The organism is Pedobacter sp. GSP4 (assembly GCF_051857575.1).
In the GTDB taxonomy this organism is placed as follows: Bacteria; Bacteroidota; Bacteroidia; order Sphingobacteriales; family Sphingobacteriaceae; genus Pedobacter.
Genome location: NZ_JBPZIR010000012.1, coordinates 1 through 16,794, shown reverse-complemented (window position 1 = coordinate 16,794; position 16,794 = coordinate 1). Strand labels below are relative to the sequence as shown.

Sequence of the window (16,794 nt, the reverse complement as noted above, 5' to 3'; positions counted from 1 at the left end):
TATATTATCTATTGTAAAATTAAGAGGTGCAAATATAAAGCGATTTCTCTACAAATGCAAGAGTGATTAATTATTATTTTTTCTATTTAGTTGCAAATGTAATAATTCTTTTGAAAAATGAACAGTATAGCTTCTTATAATGATAAGAAGAGCATTGAATTAGTTATGGCTTTTTAAAATCTTTCTTTTAAAAATTAGAAGAATCAATACCACTAAAGCAGATATTCCCAAAAAATACTTAATCTGGACGATAGATTGGCATAGGTCGTTTCCCGTTATTTTAGAAATACAATCACCGCCCCCTTCCGTTTCGTATTTTAAACTTACCATGGTATTTAAAATACCGAATGGAAAAACAAAGAGCCCCAAAATAGCCGCGCACAAAAGGATACGGTAGTATATTTTATTCACTATTTGACCATTTAATTAATCCTTTACAAGCCCAATGCTGCCTTCAGTTTCACATAACCAGTTTTGCTTACAGGCAGCCAGATATCTGATTTTAACAGCACCACATAGCTGTCTTTCTCTTTAAGTTCTATTTTGGTTACCTGGGCAAGGTTAATAATGTATGAGCGGTGTATGCGGATAAACTGGCTAACATCAAGCGTTTGCTCGAAATAAGCCATGGTTTTATTTTTATAAAATACCCCATCAACAGTGCTCAGTTTTACATAATCATCATCAGCCTCCAGGTAATTGATATCGGCAACGGGGATAATTTTAATTACGCCATCCTTTTTAACCACTACCCTATTGTTCTGTGCCGGACTTAAAGCTGCAGCATCTAAAACGGCTTCGGTGTTTTCTGTCTGGTTCAGTTTGCTAGGCAATTTTTTAATCGCTGCATCAAAGCGCGATTTATCGATAGGCTTGAGTAAATAATCTACCGCATTTACCTCGAAAGCTTTAATGGCATATTCATCAAAAGCGGTGGTAAAAATCACGGCAGGCTTATCTTCCACAAGTTCCAGCATTTCGAAGCCACTTATTTTTGGCATCTGAATATCCAGAAAAATCAGGTCGGGTTTGTGTTGGGTAATGGCTTTTAAGCCTTCAAAACCATCTCCACATTCGGCAACTACCTCTATTTCTGCATGATCGGAAAGATAGAATTTTACAATATCTCTAGCTAAAGGTTCATCATCGATTAGAATTGTCCTGATCATTTTTCTGTGGAATTTTTAGGGTGGTAATATATAAATTATTTGCCTCAATATCGGTCTGCAATAAATGAGTATTCGCAAATAACAGATATAACCTACGTTTAATTGCACTCAGCCCAAATCCGGTACCTCCTGCGGCTTTCATTTCAGGGTCGAATGGGTTTTGCACCCTTAGCGATAAAAGATTCTGTTCTACGGTAACATCTATTTTAATGGTAATGCCGGCCGAGGTGTTGTAAAGCCCGAACTTGATCGCATTTTCTACGATGGGCTGCAACAATGTACCTGGCAAACAAAGCTTCAAGGTATCATCGGCTACATTTACCTCAATATTTAAGCGGTGGCTAAACCTTACCTTTTCAATATCAAGATACAACTGGATATATTCCATTTCTTCTTCTACAGAAACCCATAACTCATCATCTCGCTTTAATGTACCGCGTAAAAAGGATGCCAGTTTGGTAATCATTACCCCAGCTTCTTTTGGGTTAACCATGGTGAGTGCAAAAACAGAATTTAAGCTATTGAAAAGGAAATGGGGCTGTAACTGGTGCCGAAGCTTATTTAATTCGGCTTCCTTAGCCAAACTTTTTGCTGCCGAAAGCCTTTCGTGTGTTTCTGACTGTTCTTCTAAACGGTACCATAAAATATTGGCCAGTGCACACCAGGCCAGGCACATAAAGGCAATTAAGCCACGAAAAGCAAATGAAAAGCTGTAAAAATCCTTGTACTCTTTAAAATCGGCAAAAATGTAAAAACTGGCATATTTTGCGGCATAAGCAATTACAAAGGTGAGTGCGATGGTAACGATCAGTAAATAGAGCATCCGCTCGTTTTTTGGCTGATAGTAACCCAACATATTGCTGATACCGATACAGGCCAGTACCAGCAACAGATTATTGATTAAACTATCTGCAATCGAAATCCACCAGGAAAAATTTACAACATAATGCAATCCAACGGCACACAATACCACCCAACATATGGCTATAGAAAGGGATGTTTTCTGTATTTGTGGAACGGATAAAGGTCTAGTTGTCAAAACAGTTTTTGATTAGTTAATGATTTATTTCGGTGTTCGAGTTTTTCGAGGTATTGACTTACTGATTCGGGTTCAATAATCTTCGAACTTACTTCTACACCATCGGCTGGTTCTTCCATTTCCGATATCCCACCTACACCAATAAACTTCCACACCACTTTTTCGCCTTTACAGTTGTTAAATGGCGGATTAAAATTTGCTGCGTTTAACCTAACTTTCTCCAGTGCAGCTGCACGGCCAGTAGCCTGTATTAAACGTGTTTGCTCATTAAACTGTGGTGTATGCTTTCCTTCACCACAAATTACCTGATAGATACAATTTACTGCAAACCACTTCATAGGCGATGATTTTTGATTATAATTTTAGAAACTTTTGATCTCGATTCCTCCAAATAAGGCTGTACCATCTAAAACCAATGTTTTTTGCATTTCACTTACCGGCATGGTATGGGTTCTTTTATCTTCAACGCTGCCAAACATTGCGGTTACGTTCGATTTGATGGCCCAGTTCTGCGGTACTATTAATTTAATCCCACCAAATACAGCGGTTACATCAAGCGATACCGTATCCGAAAAATCGGCCTGGGTCATTACAATATCAGTACCACCAAAAACAGCAGTGATATCGCCACCTTTAAAATTTTTAGAGTAAACCGTTTGGCTATTGCCGCCAAATACAGCCATCACATCAATTACATCATTGTTATTTGCCGTTTTATCAAACTGAAAGGCATTCGGATCAACCGATTTGTATTTATCTTTTTTGCGCGTACCAAATAATCCGCCATCTTTAAATGAGTTTTTTGGCCTGAAAATCAAGAAGCCGCCCACTATTACCAAACCAACACCCAAAGCATATTTTGAAAAATCAAAATCGATACCCGGAATGTCGTTTAAGGTATTGTATGCACCTATCAAAATCAGGATCAACCAGCCTATTCCCCTAAAATTACGGCGAACACCGATAAAAACACCCAGTACGATTAAAAAATTAGACCAACTGAATATCCAGCGTGGAATATCGAGGCCCATGTTATTCAATAAAAAAGCAAGGCCTACAATAACTATCAGTACGCCACTCCATACCCTTCCTGAGTTTTTGATGTGGTTATTATCATTTATATTAAGATTTTCCATTTGTGTTAAATTTAATAACCAAAAGTATTGATAAGAATAGCAATGCTATATATAAACCGTGCAAGAACTGGATAAAAGGCGGTAAGCAACACTATTTTATCGGTGAAATTTATTTTACTATTTTGAGGGCATGAAATTTTTCCTATTAATGATCAGTATTGCTGTTTCAGCAGGAGTCTACGCACAGGACATCAGCAGCCATTATAAAATTTACGATGTAAAAAAGCAAAAAACGATATCGCTTGATGATATAATTGCTGATATGAACCAGGCCGATGTTTTATTTTTTGGCGAAGATCATAACGATTCGATCGGACACTATCTTGAGGCCGAAATTTTTAAAAAACTGAGCAGCAAATATCCACAAAAAACGGCGCTTTCGTTAGAAATGTTCCATACCGATGTACAGCCCGAAGTAGATGAGTACCTTGCAGGATTGATTTCAGAAAAAAACTTCATTAAAGAAAGTCGCGCTTGGGGAAATTACAAAGACTACAAACCATTGATTGAATATGCCAAACAGCACCAATTAAAGGTTATTGCCGCCAATGCAGCCACACGTTACAGCAATGCAGTTACCATGAACGGATTAAAGGTGTTGGAAAATTTCCCTAAAACATCTTTTAATTTTTTGCCTCCCCTACCTATTGATACCGCTCAGGGCAGGTATTATGAAAAATTTACTGAAACATTAGGCGGACACAACATGGGATCGATGAAAATTTACCAGACCCAGAATTTATGGGATGCCACCATGGCCTGGTCGATAAATAAATTTGCCAAGGCTAACAAGGGCATTAAAATACTACAGCTTAACGGGCGTTTCCACAGTGATGAAAAGCTGGGCACATTAGCAAAGCTGGCGCGGACCAACCCAAAACTAAGAATACTGAATATATCTTCCTTTTCCGACAACAGTTTTACTGATCCAGATTGGCAGAAGTTTAAAAACCTTGGCGATTATGTAATTATTACCGATCCGACGGTTAAGAGAAGCTATTAAATAAAAAACTCCGCAGGTGGGATAGTCTGCGGAGTTTGTGTTTTTATGCTTTTGCTTTTAATAAATCTCTGATTTCTGTTAAAAGCACTTCTTCTTTTGTTGGGGCCGGTGGAGCGGCTGGAGCGGCAACCTCTTTTTTCTTTAAGTTATTGGCACCTTTAATAATCAGAAAAAGAACAAATGCAACAATAATAAACGAAATTACCTGCGAAAGGAAATTGCCATACTTTATTGCCGTACCGGCAATGGTTAGCTTACTCAAATCTTCAAGCCCAGCGGCTTTTAATGCTGGTCCAAGTACTGCGGGAGTAATGATATCTTCAACCAAGGAGCTAACGATTTTACCAAAAGCAGCACCTATAATTACACCGACAGCTAAATCGAGTACGTTTCCTTTAACTGCAAATTCCTTAAATTCTTTTACAATGCCCATATTTTATTAAGTTTTAGTTTAATTATTTACTAAAATAGCAAACATTAAACTCAATACAAATGTTTAGCAAATAATTTTAAAACCGGACATATCCATAGCATTTAGGTCAATTCTGCAAGAATATCTGAAATCTATTGTTTATTTTTGGCCATTCTTTTATACATACTATGCTAAAGCAACACTTACAACAAAAACTATTACAGAAGTTATCACCCCAGCAAATCCAGTTCATTAAACTGTTGCAGGTGCCAACTGTTGCCTTAGATACACGTGTAAAAGAAGAACTGGAAGAAAATCCGGCGCTGGAAGATCCGAGTTTAATGACCCAAGATGAGCCTAAAAGCGAGTACGATGATTTAAACGATGGTCCTGATGATTACGAACAATCATCAGAAGATACCAGCATGGATGAATTTAATGTGGATGATTACCTGCAGGACGATTCGACCAACGATTACAGCACCAATTACAATAACGGCGACGATGATGAAGAGAAAAAAGAAACACCAATAGCCATTGAAAGTACTTTTTTCGAAAGTTTACAAGAGCAGTTAGACCTTATTCCGCTATCTGACCAGGATTTTATTATCGGTAAACAGATTATTGGCAGTTTGGATGATGATGGTTACCTACGCCGCCCATTGGGTTCGATGATAGATGACCTAGCCTTTTCTCAAAATGTAATGGTTGAGGAAGAGGATGTGATCGAAATGCTAAAACTGATCCAAAGTTTTGACCCTCCGGGTATTGGCGCAAGGGATTTAAAAGAGTGTTTGCTGATCCAGTTGAAAAGGAAAGACATACACAACCCCATTATAGTTAAAGCCATGAATGTGGTAGAAAACTATCTGGATGAATTTACCCGCAAACATTACGATAAACTAGAGAAAAGCCTGGGCTTAGATAGCGAAGAGCTTAAAGAAGTGGTAAACGAAATTCTCAGGTTAAACCCTAAACCGGGCGATGCCAATCAGGTTACCACCAAGCAGATGCAGATTATCCCCGATTTTCACATCAGCAACAATGATGGCGTATTGATTTTGACCTTAAACTCAAAAAATGCACCCGAATTAAAGGTGAGCAGATCATATCAGGAGATGTTTGAACATTATGATAAAGCAGCTTCAAAGGATAAAAAACTTAAAGAAGCCGTTCAGTTTGTAAAACAAAAGTTAGATTCTGCAAGGTGGTTTATCGATGCCATTAAACAAAGACAGCAAACTTTGTTAAAAACGATGAATGCCATTATGCATTATCAGTACGAATATTTTTTAACTGCAGATGAGCGTAAAATGCGCCCAATGATTTTAAAAGATATTGCGGATAAGATAGATATGGATATCTCAACGGTATCGAGGGTAGCAAACTCTAAGTATGTGCAAACCGAGTTTGGAACATTCTTATTAAAATCTTTCTTCTCAGAGGCTATCCAAACCGAAAATGGTGAAGAGGTTTCGAACAAAGAGGTTAAAAAAATATTGGAAGATTGTATCGGCAATGAAGATAAACGTAAACCATTGGCCGACGAGAAATTAACCGAAATTTTAAAAGAAAGAGGTTATAACATCGCCAGAAGAACGGTTGCCAAGTACCGCGAGCAGATGAATATCCCTGTGGCGAGATTAAGAAAAGAACTTTAATGTAGTTGACAGTTTGTAGATTCCAGTTTTCAGTTATTTTATTAATTGAAAACTGCCAATTGAAAACTGTTCTACCACATTTTAATGTAGGAAGGCACTTTATAGATATTATTAAGCAACAAACCTAAAACTATTTCGTGGCTGCCGTTGCTCACTTGGTTTAAATCGGAGGTGGTAAAATCGTAGGAGTAAGTTAAATTAACCATTTTTCCGATGTTAAAGCCTGCCATTGCAGAAAATGAATCGTTTTTACGGTAGCTACCACCAAGCCAAATTTTATCTTTAAACGCCAATTTCATATTCAGATCTACCGAAACAGGCGACGGCGAAACGTATTTAACCATAACCGAAGGGATAGCCGCAATTTCATCATCAAAGAAGAACTTATAACCTGCTGTAGCAAAATAATGTGGCACTTCTTTTCCCAAATTATAACTGTTCTCTCCGGTAAAGCTCAATTTTTGCGGAAGGATCTGCTGTACAGATACTCCGGCAAAAATCCTGGCCCCGTACAACCACAAGCCTATACTCAGATCGGGCTTAACCTGGTTAATTAAAGCCCTGTTCAATGCCGGATCGTAAGGCGTATCGAAAGTAAGTGCGTTTACATCTAACGAAATGCTCGAAATCCCTGCGGCAACACCTGCTGATAGATTAAAATCGTTATTCAGTTGCAGGTGATAGGCATAGGTAACATTGGCATCTAATCTTTTAATCGGTCCGGTTTTATCCAGTACAGCCGTTACGCCCATGCCATGGTGCGATGGCGACGACATGTAGTTTTGCATGTAATTACGGTCCATCGGATTTCCCGTCTGCTCTGGGAAAGAAGTTAGTGCATTGCTCCACAACTGGTTATCGCCCAAGGCCCAATGTGCAGATACAAAAGAAGTTTGTGGTGCATCGGTTATCCCCGACCACTGTTTGCGGTAACCGGCCTTAAAATCAAGATAATTTTCAATGCCCGAAAGCGCAGGATTTAAAAGATATTGATTAAAAATATACTGCGTATACTGGGGTTTCTGTTGTGAAAAACCATTAAAACAGGCAAAAAGGAATAATATGGTAGTGAGCTTCTTCAATTTTTATCTGATTATTGTAAGCGGTCCTGTTATTGATTTTCTGCCGTTTCTTGGGTTGATAATATAGTAATAAACGCCGACAGGCAACGGTTCATTTTGATAATTTCCATCGAAGGGAATTTTATATCCATTACTGAAAAACACCCTATTCCCGTTGCGGTTAAAAATTTCTACTGTAGCATTCGGGTAAGATTCCAGATATTTGATGATCCATACATCATTTACATTATCGCCGTTTGGCGTAAAAGTATTTGGAGGTGTTAGCACCTGCAAAACTTTAACCAAAACTTTCGATGTAGTTGCGCAGCCATCGGGCAGTGTGGTTGCGGTAAGTGTGTATTCTGTATCCTCATCAGGCGAAGCAATCGGATTTAAGATATCGGTTCTGTTCAAACCTTTTGCCGGCATCCATCCGTATTTCAGGTTTTTACCTTCGGCAGTTGCCGGAAGTTCAATCTGTCCACCAGCCAAAACATAAATCAACGTACCGGCATCCGCAACAGGCGATTTATACACTTCAATAGTGTTGGTTATCAAATTAGTGCAACCATTCTCGCCCGTAAAAGTATAAGTAATGGTATGTTGGCCCACTCCTGCTATTTTAGGGTTAAAGGTGCCATCGGACTGTATGCCCAAGCCACTATACACGCCTAGGCCATTCATTTCTTCGCCCACTTTCTGTTTTCCCTGGGTAATCAGCACAGTACCATCGGCCTCACAAACAGATTCCATATTTTCAAATACCAATTGGGGTACAGGCTTTAATGTGACTGTTTTATCTACAAATTTTATACAGCTTTCGCCAGAATAAGCTACAAGCCTGATGGTAAAGGTGCGGTTGCTGGCACCACCAAAAGTATCGTACTTAATGGCAATATCGCTAGCATCGGGATAAGTTATCGTTTTATAGATGGTGGCCTCTCTACCATAATCTCTATAAACCTCTATTTTGGTAATGTTGCCGGCAAAAGTGGTAGAAGTATTGTTAATGATGATTTCTTCGCTTGCGCAGCTGTTATTGTTCTTAATTTCAAAATCTGCAGCTTTAACCGAGCCATTCACGGTAAAGGTCCTTGAAGTGTGCATTTGGCAGCCATCTTGATTTTTCACCATTAACGTAACCGTATAAGTACCTGTAGCAGTGTAGGCAAAAGCACCATCAAAACCGGTAGAGGTAGCTAAAGGATTATTAGTGTCGTACTGCCAAACTGCAGTTAAGCCTGTGGTAGTCCCATCGGCATTTTTAGACGTATTTTTAAACCTTGCAATACCATCTTCCAAGCAAAAATCGGGAATTTCAAAAGCGGCCAGTTGAGGGTTGATTACCGCTACATTTTTCTTTTGAGGTTCGCTCAAACATCCGAGATCACTCTCTGTGGTTAAGCTTATGGTATAATTTCCAATAGCTGTATAGTGGTGAACTGGTGGGACCTTATTATCCAAAACTATATCGCCAGATCCATCACCAAAATTCCATACCCATTTAACGATGCTTCCCGCTTGAATGGTCGAGTTTTCGGTCAAGATGAGATCTAAGCCTACGCATAATCCCCTAACATTAAAGCTAGACTGTGGCTGTGGGTTAATTACAATCTGGATTGCATCAGATACATCGGCGCATTTGGAATCAGTTTCGGCCGTTAAAACAACATTGTATGTCCCCGGATTATCAAAAATGTGTACAGGGTTTTGTTCTGTAGAGGTTTTTCCATCGCCAAAATCCCATAACCACTTCGTAATACTTCTCGAATCAGAATTGGATTTACTTTCATCGGTAAATTGAACACCGGTTGCCTGACAGCCCGTTAACACAGGTTTAAAAGCAGCAGTTGGTTGGTTATCAACCGAAAAATCAATAATCAGTTCTTCTGTATTGCCACAATTATCCGCGTTGGGTTTGGTTGCAATTACTTTAAACTGGTAATCGCCGGGGGTTGGGTAATTTAAATCGTTTGGATATTTATAAGTGTAATAGGTATTAATATCATTAGCCCTTGTAAATGTACCAATAGCCACCGGATTATTGTCTGTAAAGCGTGCAGCGCCCTGTATTTCCCAATCTAACTTGGTAGCCTGATAGGGCAAATTTATGGTTAAGCTAATCGGTTCACCCAGGCACCCGCTTGTGATAGGCTGTCCTGTAGCTGTACTTGAGGGCTGAAAGGTGAAATTTTGAATATTTGCCCCTGCCAGGTAGGCATAAGATTCGACAGATCCGTAGCCGTAAGAAATTGCAGAGAAACCACCTGCCGCCGATAAGCGGTGTTGGGGCTGCGTATCTGTTACATCAATAATGGCATAACTGAAAACATTATCGATATTAACAAAACCACTTACGGGACGGCCATCAAGCCTAAAAGATGCAATATCTACTGTTTTTAGAATTACATTCAGAAAATACTTACTAATCTGTGTACGATCGGGAACTACAGATTTTAAGTCGGAAAATACCGTAATGTTATTCAATGTCTGTTCAACAGGGTTAAGTACCGTTATTTCAGGATCGCCGAGATACGGGCCGCCCTGCCTCGTATCAGCAGCATTATTGGGGTTACAGGTTTGAGAGGTTTGATATTGTGCAACCGAAATTGGTTTTGAGCCAGAGATCACATTTGCCCTAGTGGAGAAAAATGTAACCACAGCACCTTTGTTGTAAGGATTAGCAAGCGAAGTTCCATTAGCATCAGTTGTACTGCCATTTACAGTCACAACCGTATTGTCTTCTGCTACAATAACGCGCATAATATCGGTATTGCCATGCAGCGTGTTATAAAATGGTGCGGTTACAAAATTCTTGCCCCATGATGAAACCGGAAAAACCTGTTGATACAGATTATCGCCTCCACTAGGGCTGCGACTATTGCCGGCGTTACAAAATGCCGCCCAGGTATTACCCGTAAATACTGCAATAGGACTACAGTTTAAGGCTTTAATATGGCTCCCTGTCAAATCACTGGCCGATTGATATTGATAAATATCTCCCTTATTTAAATTAACGGTAAATGTAGTATTGGCTGTTTTCCTACCGTTTCGTTCGTTCTGTTTTGGTTTTATTTCTACTTGGGTACCATCAACTGTAGCTACTATGGTAAACTGCGAAAATCCCTGCTGGTTACCCTGATTTTCGTAGCTAAAGGTATAATACTCCTGCCCAAGTGTATTTGTGGGCAATACCAGCGTGCCCCCGGTACGTGCATTATTGGAAATAATACTGTATAATGAAATGGCCTTACCGGTAACCACATGGATAGCTTTATTTGGCTCCGAAACATCAGATCCGCTCATTAACACATTATAAACATTCGGATCGATTACAAATGGCAGGCAGGTATTGGCCGGAATGGTAGCCCCCACAGGCGAAATCAAAGTATTGCCTATGTAAACAGCATAATCAGTAGATTGATCGGCAGATAGAAACAGGCTTAATCTCGAATTATTACCATCAATATGCCCTGCGTAAGGGACATAAAAATCCTTTCCCTTATTTGATGTGTTTTGCGCAAAAGATAGGGATGATGCGAAAAGCATGATAAAAAAAACCAATAACCAATGCCTGTTCATTACCTATCAGTTTAGTTTGAAAACGTTGTACATATTTATTTGGTATAGCGATATGCAATATACTATTTATCAAACCACAAGAAAAAACAATTAGGAGAAATTTAACACTTTAAAGGCTAAAAAACAGCCTTTCGTGTAATAAACCACTAGAGGTAGTGTAAAAAAGTTTTAATTGACATTAAAATTTTTATGAATAAGAATCAGTATCAAGAGGATAATTTTTCAAACAAAATAAAAGCCGCTCTTTCATCAAGAACAGCTTATAGTATAAATATTCATTTATCACCCTGATCAGACTGGTCGCCGCTGCCATACTTATCCGAAAAATCTTTCGCTTTCTGATCGGCTTCGCTATCGTTATGATCTTCAGGCTCTAGATTTTCATCTAGCCGGTCGTTCCAATCATTTAAACCTTTAACTGGATTTTTTAAATTCTCTTCGGTAAAATCAGTTTTAGACTTATCGTTATTCTGTTTGCTATTTTCCATGTTATCTATTTAAATTAAAACAATGTAGCAAATAGAAAGTTTGCACATACTATTTATTTATAGGTGGTTCTTCTTTGGCATCTTTAAATTCTTTTACACTCTTCCCTATCCCACGCATTAATTCGGGCAGTTTTTTACCACCGAAAATAAGCAGGATGACCACGCCAATTAAAATAATTTCTACTGCAGACATAATTTGTGTTTTTTCACAATATACGTTAATTCTTTAGCATTGGTTTGTTGATTCGGCATACAATTAAGGCAAAAGATCAAATCTACACCAAAAGCGCGCTTAAGGTTCTTGTTTTTATTTGCGGTACCGCACCATGGCGTATAAATTCTGCAAAGCCACGCAACTGTTTAATTGATTTGATGGCTTCATAACCTTCATAGTTGGTTCTGATTTTATTGAGCAGCAAAGTGTCTGTTTTAAATAAATCGCTTTCAGTTAATAAACCTTTATCCAAAAACCTTTTAATCAGCTCGGCCATTTTACCATTGGCATATAAATGCAGCGGAAGTTTAAAAACCTCGTTATTCAGCTTTTCAAAAGTCTCGTTAATCCAGGTTACCTCTGCCTCATTGTTTACGGCAATTTTTCCATCTTTCAAAACCACGGCGTTTAAAAATTCGCGGGCACGCTGACGTGATATGATACCGCCATGCGTCCCATCGCGCAATGTATAATCCAAGCGATCTGCACAGAGGGCCGGCAAAGGCTGCTCTAAAATATCAAAAGTTCCATAAAGGATCTGGTTTACATCATAGCCATGGCGCAGCAGCACATCGGGTATTTCTGATTTACATAAAATTTCAGCAAAAACCTTTTCGTGGGAATCCTCATCGGTATTGCCGAAAACATAATCACCTACATGAGAAAATGCCGTATGGGAAATATCATGCAATAAACCGGCAATCTGCTCCAGTTCTGAACCACCCAAAAGCCTGATCAGCATGGTAACCCCAATGGCATGCTCCAACCTGGAATGGCAGATATCGGGATTGACCAAAAATATAGCCCCGCTTTGATGTACCCCGGCCAGCCGCTTCAGCGCATCAGTTTTTAACAGGTTTTCAAATACTGCTGGCAATTCCATTTTGCCATATAAAAAATCGTTTACCTGTATCATATTGATCTGCTTTATTTGGGAATAATCTGCCTCAAAAATACTAATAAATTTAGCTAAATCATAATTAATTCTCCACATTCAGAAACCCAACACACTAAAGAAATTAGCTAAAAAACTAACTTTCAAATAATTTGAAAGCTATTATTACAATAGCATGATCAAGAAATTTAATAGCTTAAAAACAAGCAAATAAATTAAACGTTATACTTGTAAAAAACAGCTATATGGCAACCGCTCAGCAAATTAGAAAAGCATATCTTGATTATGTTCTAACCAACAATGAAAAGCCTAAATCGGTTTATGTTTTTGTTAAAAAACTTAAAATAACGGAGGCCGATTTTTATCAGTTTTTTTCTTCGTTTGAAAGCATAGAAAAAATAATCTGGTTCGAACTCATTTTCGAAACCATCAGCAAAATTAAAGAGCAGGATGTGTGGACACAGTACACTGCACGAGAGAAAATGCTGTCGTTTTTTTACAGCTACCTGGAAAACCTTAAAAACGAGAGGAGTTTTGTTATTTACAGCTTAAAAAACCACAAGGGTAAACTTTCTACACCCGATGTTTTGGCTGGTGTAAAACCCATTTTCGAAAATTTTGCACAAGAAGTGATAGACGAAGGTTTAGAAAGCGGTGAACTTGCCGCGCGGCGTTTTTTAAGTAAGCGGTATAAGGATGCCTTATGGATCCAATTTGCCTTTATTGTTAATTTTTGGATTAACGACGATAGCGAAGGTTTTGAAAAAAGCGATGAGGCCATTGAAAAAGGCATAAACGTTACTTTCGATCTTTTTCAGCATTCGCCAATTGATAATTTACTGGAATATGGCAAGTTTTTATCCAGAAATGGAAAGTTTGCAGAGAAGATGAGGTTTTAAGGCTAAATGAAGACACAGAAAAGTATTCCTACAACCAAGGTAGAACGTTCGGCAAAATTTGTTAAAACAGGTTTCCAGATCGGCGGCAATTACATTAAACATTATTCGAAAAAGCTGTTCAATCCAGAATTGGACCGCGAGCAGCTGAACGAAGATAACGCAACAGACATTTACAAATCGTTAAGCGAACTGAAGGGTAGTGCCCTTAAAATTGCGCAGATGCTGAGCATGGATAAAAATATCCTGCCCAAATCTTACGTAGATAAATTTACCCAATCGCAATACAATGCCCCGCCCCTATCAGGCCCTTTGATTGTTAGGACCTTTACCAAAAACTTCGGCAAAACACCGGAGCAGATTTATGATAGTTTTAACCTGAATTCGAGCAATGCAGCTTCAATTGGACAGGTGCACCAAGCAACGCTTGACGGCAAAAAACTTGCCGTTAAAATCCAGTACCCTGGTGTAGGCGATAGCATTTCATCCGATTTAAAGCTGGTTAAACCTTTCGCATTTAGGCTGCTTGGCATGTCGGAAAGGGAGCTGAACATTTACATTAAAGAGGTAGAAGAACGCCTTTTGGAAGAAACGGATTATGAGCTGGAAGTTAAACGCTCCATTGAATTTTCGGAAGCCTGTAAAAACCTGGATCATGTGGTGTTTCCAAAATACTACCCCAAGCTTTCGGGCAAACGCATTATTACCATGGATTGGATTGATGGCCTGCATTTAAAAGAATTTTTAAAAACAAACCCATCTCAGGTGCTGCGTAATAAAATTGGGCAGGCGCTGTGGGATTTCTATAATTTTCAGCAACACGAATTACGGGCTGTACATGCCGATCCGCATCCTGGAAATTTTATGATTACACCCGATGAAAATTTAGGTGTTATTGATTTTGGGTGTATAAAAGAGATGCCTGATGATTTTTACTATCCGTTTTTCTCCCTAATTTCTACAGATGTAATTAACGATAAAGCCAGAACAATTGATGCTTTTAGGAAACTGGATATGATACATGCTGATGATTCTGCTGAGCAGATTGAATTTTACCATAAATCGTACAGGGAAATGATCGGGCTTTTTGCGAAACCTTACACCAGCAAAATATTCGATTTTAGCAAGCCTGATTTTTTCGATCAGCTCTATATTTATGGAGAGAAAATTTCGAAAATGCCCGAATTTAAGCAGGCCCGCGGGGTAAAACATTTTATTTATGTAAACCGTACCAACTTTGGGTTGTATCAGATTTTACATGAGCTAAAGGCTACTGTGGTTACCGATACTTATGAGCCTACCTTGAATAGATAACTATTTTGATTGTCTTATTTCTATTCCATCAAAATAATTTCCGTGCTGTAGGCTAACAGACAATAACCTGTCGGCATTTGTAGTATTCTGATTCATGGTGATTACAATTTTATTCCCACCTTTTCGCTCAACTTGAAAATCAGGGGCTGTAACCACAAAATTTTGTGCTGTCTTTTCAACATTTGTTAAATCAATAGACTTTTGGTTATAAGTGATACCGTTTAACCACCATCCGGTTGTTTCTGAAGTGATTACGAGCGAAGTATTGCTTGAATTGAAACTTGCTGTTTTTTGAGATAGCTTGATATTGTCGCTCCACTTCCCTATTTCAGGATCTTTTTTGCAAGAAATTACCAAAAGAACTGCCAATAGCAGGTAAAAAATATTTTTTTTCATCGCCATTATCTTTTATGGTCAGGGCATCAAATACAGGATATTCAATGATTGAAATTAAGCATTTTTCTTAACCACCTCTACCATATGGTCGATATCAAATGGCTTCTCGATATAATCATCAGCCTTGCAATCTTTGGCCTGTTGAGGTAAATTATTTGAAGTAGATGTTAATACAGCCGATACATCTTCTGTTTCTGGGTCGGATTTAAGTTCTTTAATTACTTCCGATCCTTTCTTTTTCCCTTTAATATGATCATCTACTATTACCACATCTGGTTCTATCTCATCTATTTTCTCAATCGGATCGGTAGTTAACGATGCGGTAACATCAAACCCTTCCTCTTCCAATACCTGGTCCATTATATCAAGGATATCTTTATTATCCTGAACAAGTACAACCTTTTTCTTCATAAAATAGCACACTAATTTCTCATTAAATATAACGAAAAACTGCAACCACCTAAACAATGTGAAAATATTTTACAATTGAAATGTAAATGTTTCAGGTTTTCGTCTTGAATTAACGCCCGTTGGTCGAGAATTATATATCGATTGTATAAAAATGCAAAAGGCACTGCAACGTTTTTCAATTCATGGCGTCTTATCTACAAAACAATAACAAAAACCACTTAAACAATTCAATAACAATTAATTAACATTTAATTATTAAATATAAAATATTATGAAAACCTCAATCAAAACCCTAATCGCAACTTCATTAACAGCAATCGTTTTATCGTCGGCCTTGTTTGCAACAAGCGTTTCTGCAACCGAAAAAGAACCGGTTAAAACTTTAAAAATTGCCGATTTCAAGAGAGTTTCTGTAAAAGGAAATGTAGAATTAACCATTATACAGCGCACTAATGCCGGTGTTTCTTACAATGATGACAATACCGGAACTGCAAAAGTTATGCAGGAAGGCGACATTTTAAGGATCACTTCTACCAGTCTTGAAAAAACAAGACTAACCGTTTATGTAAACGACATTTACAGGATCGAAGCTTCGGAAAATGCAGTAGTTAGAACGGAAGGAAAATTAACAACCAAATATCTTCAGATTTTTTTGAAAGGAAGCGCACATGCAGACATCAACACCAGCTCTGAAGGTTTGTACACTGTGATTGCTGATCACGCCGATTTAAAATTGAGCGGCTCTACAGATAACCACACCTTGGTAATGGGCAAATCGCAGAAATTAACCATTGATAAGTTTGCCGCTTTAAAAACCAATATCAGTTCGATAGAAACTGTAGCAGTAGAAAAACAGATTGCGGCCATTAAATAATTGATTAAACACACCAATGAAATAAGGCTTTCTGATTGCATCAGAAAGCCTTTTATGTTTATAGGGCATGGTAAATTATAGATTTTTCGACTACACTACTATTGACAGACACCTAAAAAATCGTCCTTTAGATTTGTATTGGTCTTTTATTTTAAGGATTACAAATATTTAATTTGCTTAAATTATTAATCAGATTACCTAAAGCGGTAGCGGCACATTAAAATGTCGTCAAGGTTTTTATGC

General features: G+C 38.2%; 17 protein-coding genes. 5 read left to right on the top strand and 12 right to left on the bottom strand.

Annotation, left to right across the window (positions count from 1 at the left end):
* Positions 1 to 434: 434 nt before the first annotated feature.
* From ACS5PU_RS22735 to ACS5PU_RS22720, 4 genes are read right to left on the bottom strand one after another with little or no spacing between them, the layout of a single operon-like run.
* Positions 435 to 1,169 (bottom strand): LytR/AlgR family response regulator transcription factor, encoded by a 735-nt coding sequence (locus ACS5PU_RS22735; RefSeq protein WP_439461454.1) that lies wholly within the window; start codon positions 1,167 to 1,169, stop codon positions 435 to 437.
* Positions 1,144 to 2,208 carry a sensor histidine kinase gene (locus ACS5PU_RS22730; RefSeq protein WP_439461453.1) on the bottom strand — a complete coding sequence of 355 codons (1,065 nt, stop codon included), beginning with the start codon at positions 2,206 to 2,208 and terminating at the stop codon, positions 1,144 to 1,146. The genes ACS5PU_RS22735 and ACS5PU_RS22730 overlap by 26 nt, the downstream gene beginning before the upstream one ends.
* Positions 2,205 to 2,546, bottom strand: coding sequence for a DUF4288 domain-containing protein (locus ACS5PU_RS22725; RefSeq protein ID WP_439461452.1), 342 nt, complete (start codon positions 2,544 to 2,546; stop codon positions 2,205 to 2,207). The genes ACS5PU_RS22730 and ACS5PU_RS22725 overlap by 4 nt, the downstream gene beginning before the upstream one ends.
* Positions 2,547 to 2,570: 24 nt before the next feature.
* On the bottom strand, positions 2,571 to 3,344 hold the full coding sequence (locus tag ACS5PU_RS22720) for a LiaF transmembrane domain-containing protein (protein WP_439461451.1): 774 nt from the start codon (positions 3,342 to 3,344) through the stop codon (positions 2,571 to 2,573).
* A 130-nt stretch (positions 3,345 to 3,474) separates the two neighbouring features.
* Between ACS5PU_RS22720 and ACS5PU_RS22715 the strand changes: the two genes are divergently transcribed.
* The gene (locus ACS5PU_RS22715) at positions 3,475 to 4,347 is read left to right on the top strand and encodes a ChaN family lipoprotein (protein ID WP_439461450.1); all 873 of its coding nucleotides are present in this window, start codon (positions 3,475 to 3,477) and stop codon (positions 4,345 to 4,347) included.
* A gap of 43 nt (positions 4,348 to 4,390) precedes the next feature.
* Here ACS5PU_RS22715 and mscL read toward each other — a convergent pair whose 3' ends face one another.
* Positions 4,391 to 4,780: a large-conductance mechanosensitive channel protein MscL gene (mscL, locus tag ACS5PU_RS22710; protein ID WP_439461449.1), complete on the bottom strand. Its 390-nt coding sequence runs from the start codon at positions 4,778 to 4,780 to the stop codon at positions 4,391 to 4,393.
* Between the two features lie 167 nt (positions 4,781 to 4,947).
* Here mscL and rpoN point away from each other — a divergent pair, with 167 nt between their 5' ends.
* Positions 4,948 to 6,420: an RNA polymerase factor sigma-54 gene (rpoN, locus tag ACS5PU_RS22705; protein ID WP_439461448.1), complete on the top strand. Its 1,473-nt coding sequence runs from the start codon at positions 4,948 to 4,950 to the stop codon at positions 6,418 to 6,420.
* A gap of 71 nt (positions 6,421 to 6,491) precedes the next feature.
* Here rpoN and ACS5PU_RS22700 read toward each other — a convergent pair whose 3' ends face one another.
* The 5 genes from ACS5PU_RS22700 to ACS5PU_RS22680 all read right to left on the bottom strand — a co-directional run bounded on the left by ACS5PU_RS22700 (position 6,492) and on the right by ACS5PU_RS22680 (position 12,681).
* A complete protein-coding gene (locus ACS5PU_RS22700; RefSeq protein ID WP_439461447.1) occupies positions 6,492 to 7,502 on the bottom strand; it encodes a PorP/SprF family type IX secretion system membrane protein in 1,011 nt (336 codons plus the stop codon).
* 3 nt (positions 7,503 to 7,505) lie between these two features.
* Positions 7,506 to 11,063: a PKD domain-containing protein gene (locus tag ACS5PU_RS22695; protein WP_439461446.1), complete on the bottom strand. Its 3,558-nt coding sequence runs from the start codon at positions 11,061 to 11,063 to the stop codon at positions 7,506 to 7,508.
* A gap of 275 nt (positions 11,064 to 11,338) precedes the next feature.
* Positions 11,339 to 11,551 carry a hypothetical protein gene (locus tag ACS5PU_RS22690; RefSeq protein WP_439461445.1) on the bottom strand — a complete coding sequence of 71 codons (213 nt, stop codon included), beginning with the start codon at positions 11,549 to 11,551 and terminating at the stop codon, positions 11,339 to 11,341.
* Between the two features lie 49 nt (positions 11,552 to 11,600).
* The gene (locus tag ACS5PU_RS22685) at positions 11,601 to 11,744 is read right to left on the bottom strand and encodes a Sec-independent protein translocase subunit TatA/TatB (RefSeq protein WP_439461444.1); all 144 of its coding nucleotides are present in this window, start codon (positions 11,742 to 11,744) and stop codon (positions 11,601 to 11,603) included.
* Positions 11,745 to 11,826: 82 nt separating this feature from the next.
* Positions 11,827 to 12,681 (bottom strand): HD domain-containing protein, encoded by an 855-nt coding sequence (locus ACS5PU_RS22680; protein ID WP_439461443.1) that lies wholly within the window; start codon positions 12,679 to 12,681, stop codon positions 11,827 to 11,829.
* Between the two features lie 224 nt (positions 12,682 to 12,905).
* Between ACS5PU_RS22680 and ACS5PU_RS22675 the strand changes: the two genes are divergently transcribed.
* A complete protein-coding gene (locus ACS5PU_RS22675) occupies positions 12,906 to 13,559 on the top strand; it encodes a TetR family transcriptional regulator C-terminal domain-containing protein (RefSeq protein WP_439461442.1) in 654 nt (217 codons plus the stop codon).
* 6 nt (positions 13,560 to 13,565) lie between these two features.
* Positions 13,566 to 14,870 (top strand): ABC1 kinase family protein, encoded by a 1,305-nt coding sequence (locus tag ACS5PU_RS22670; protein WP_439461441.1) that lies wholly within the window; start codon positions 13,566 to 13,568, stop codon positions 14,868 to 14,870.
* Here the strand turns inward: ACS5PU_RS22670 and ACS5PU_RS22665 are convergent, their stop codons facing one another.
* On the bottom strand, positions 14,871 to 15,266 hold the full coding sequence (locus tag ACS5PU_RS22665) for a hypothetical protein (RefSeq protein ID WP_439461440.1): 396 nt from the start codon (positions 15,264 to 15,266) through the stop codon (positions 14,871 to 14,873).
* Between the two features lie 54 nt (positions 15,267 to 15,320).
* Positions 15,321 to 15,677 carry a response regulator gene (locus ACS5PU_RS22660; protein WP_439461439.1) on the bottom strand — a complete coding sequence of 119 codons (357 nt, stop codon included), beginning with the start codon at positions 15,675 to 15,677 and terminating at the stop codon, positions 15,321 to 15,323.
* Between the two features lie 271 nt (positions 15,678 to 15,948).
* Here ACS5PU_RS22660 and ACS5PU_RS22655 point away from each other — a divergent pair, with 271 nt between their 5' ends.
* Positions 15,949 to 16,551: a GIN domain-containing protein gene (locus ACS5PU_RS22655; RefSeq protein WP_439461438.1), complete on the top strand. Its 603-nt coding sequence runs from the start codon at positions 15,949 to 15,951 to the stop codon at positions 16,549 to 16,551.
* Positions 16,552 to 16,794 lie beyond the last annotated feature (243 nt).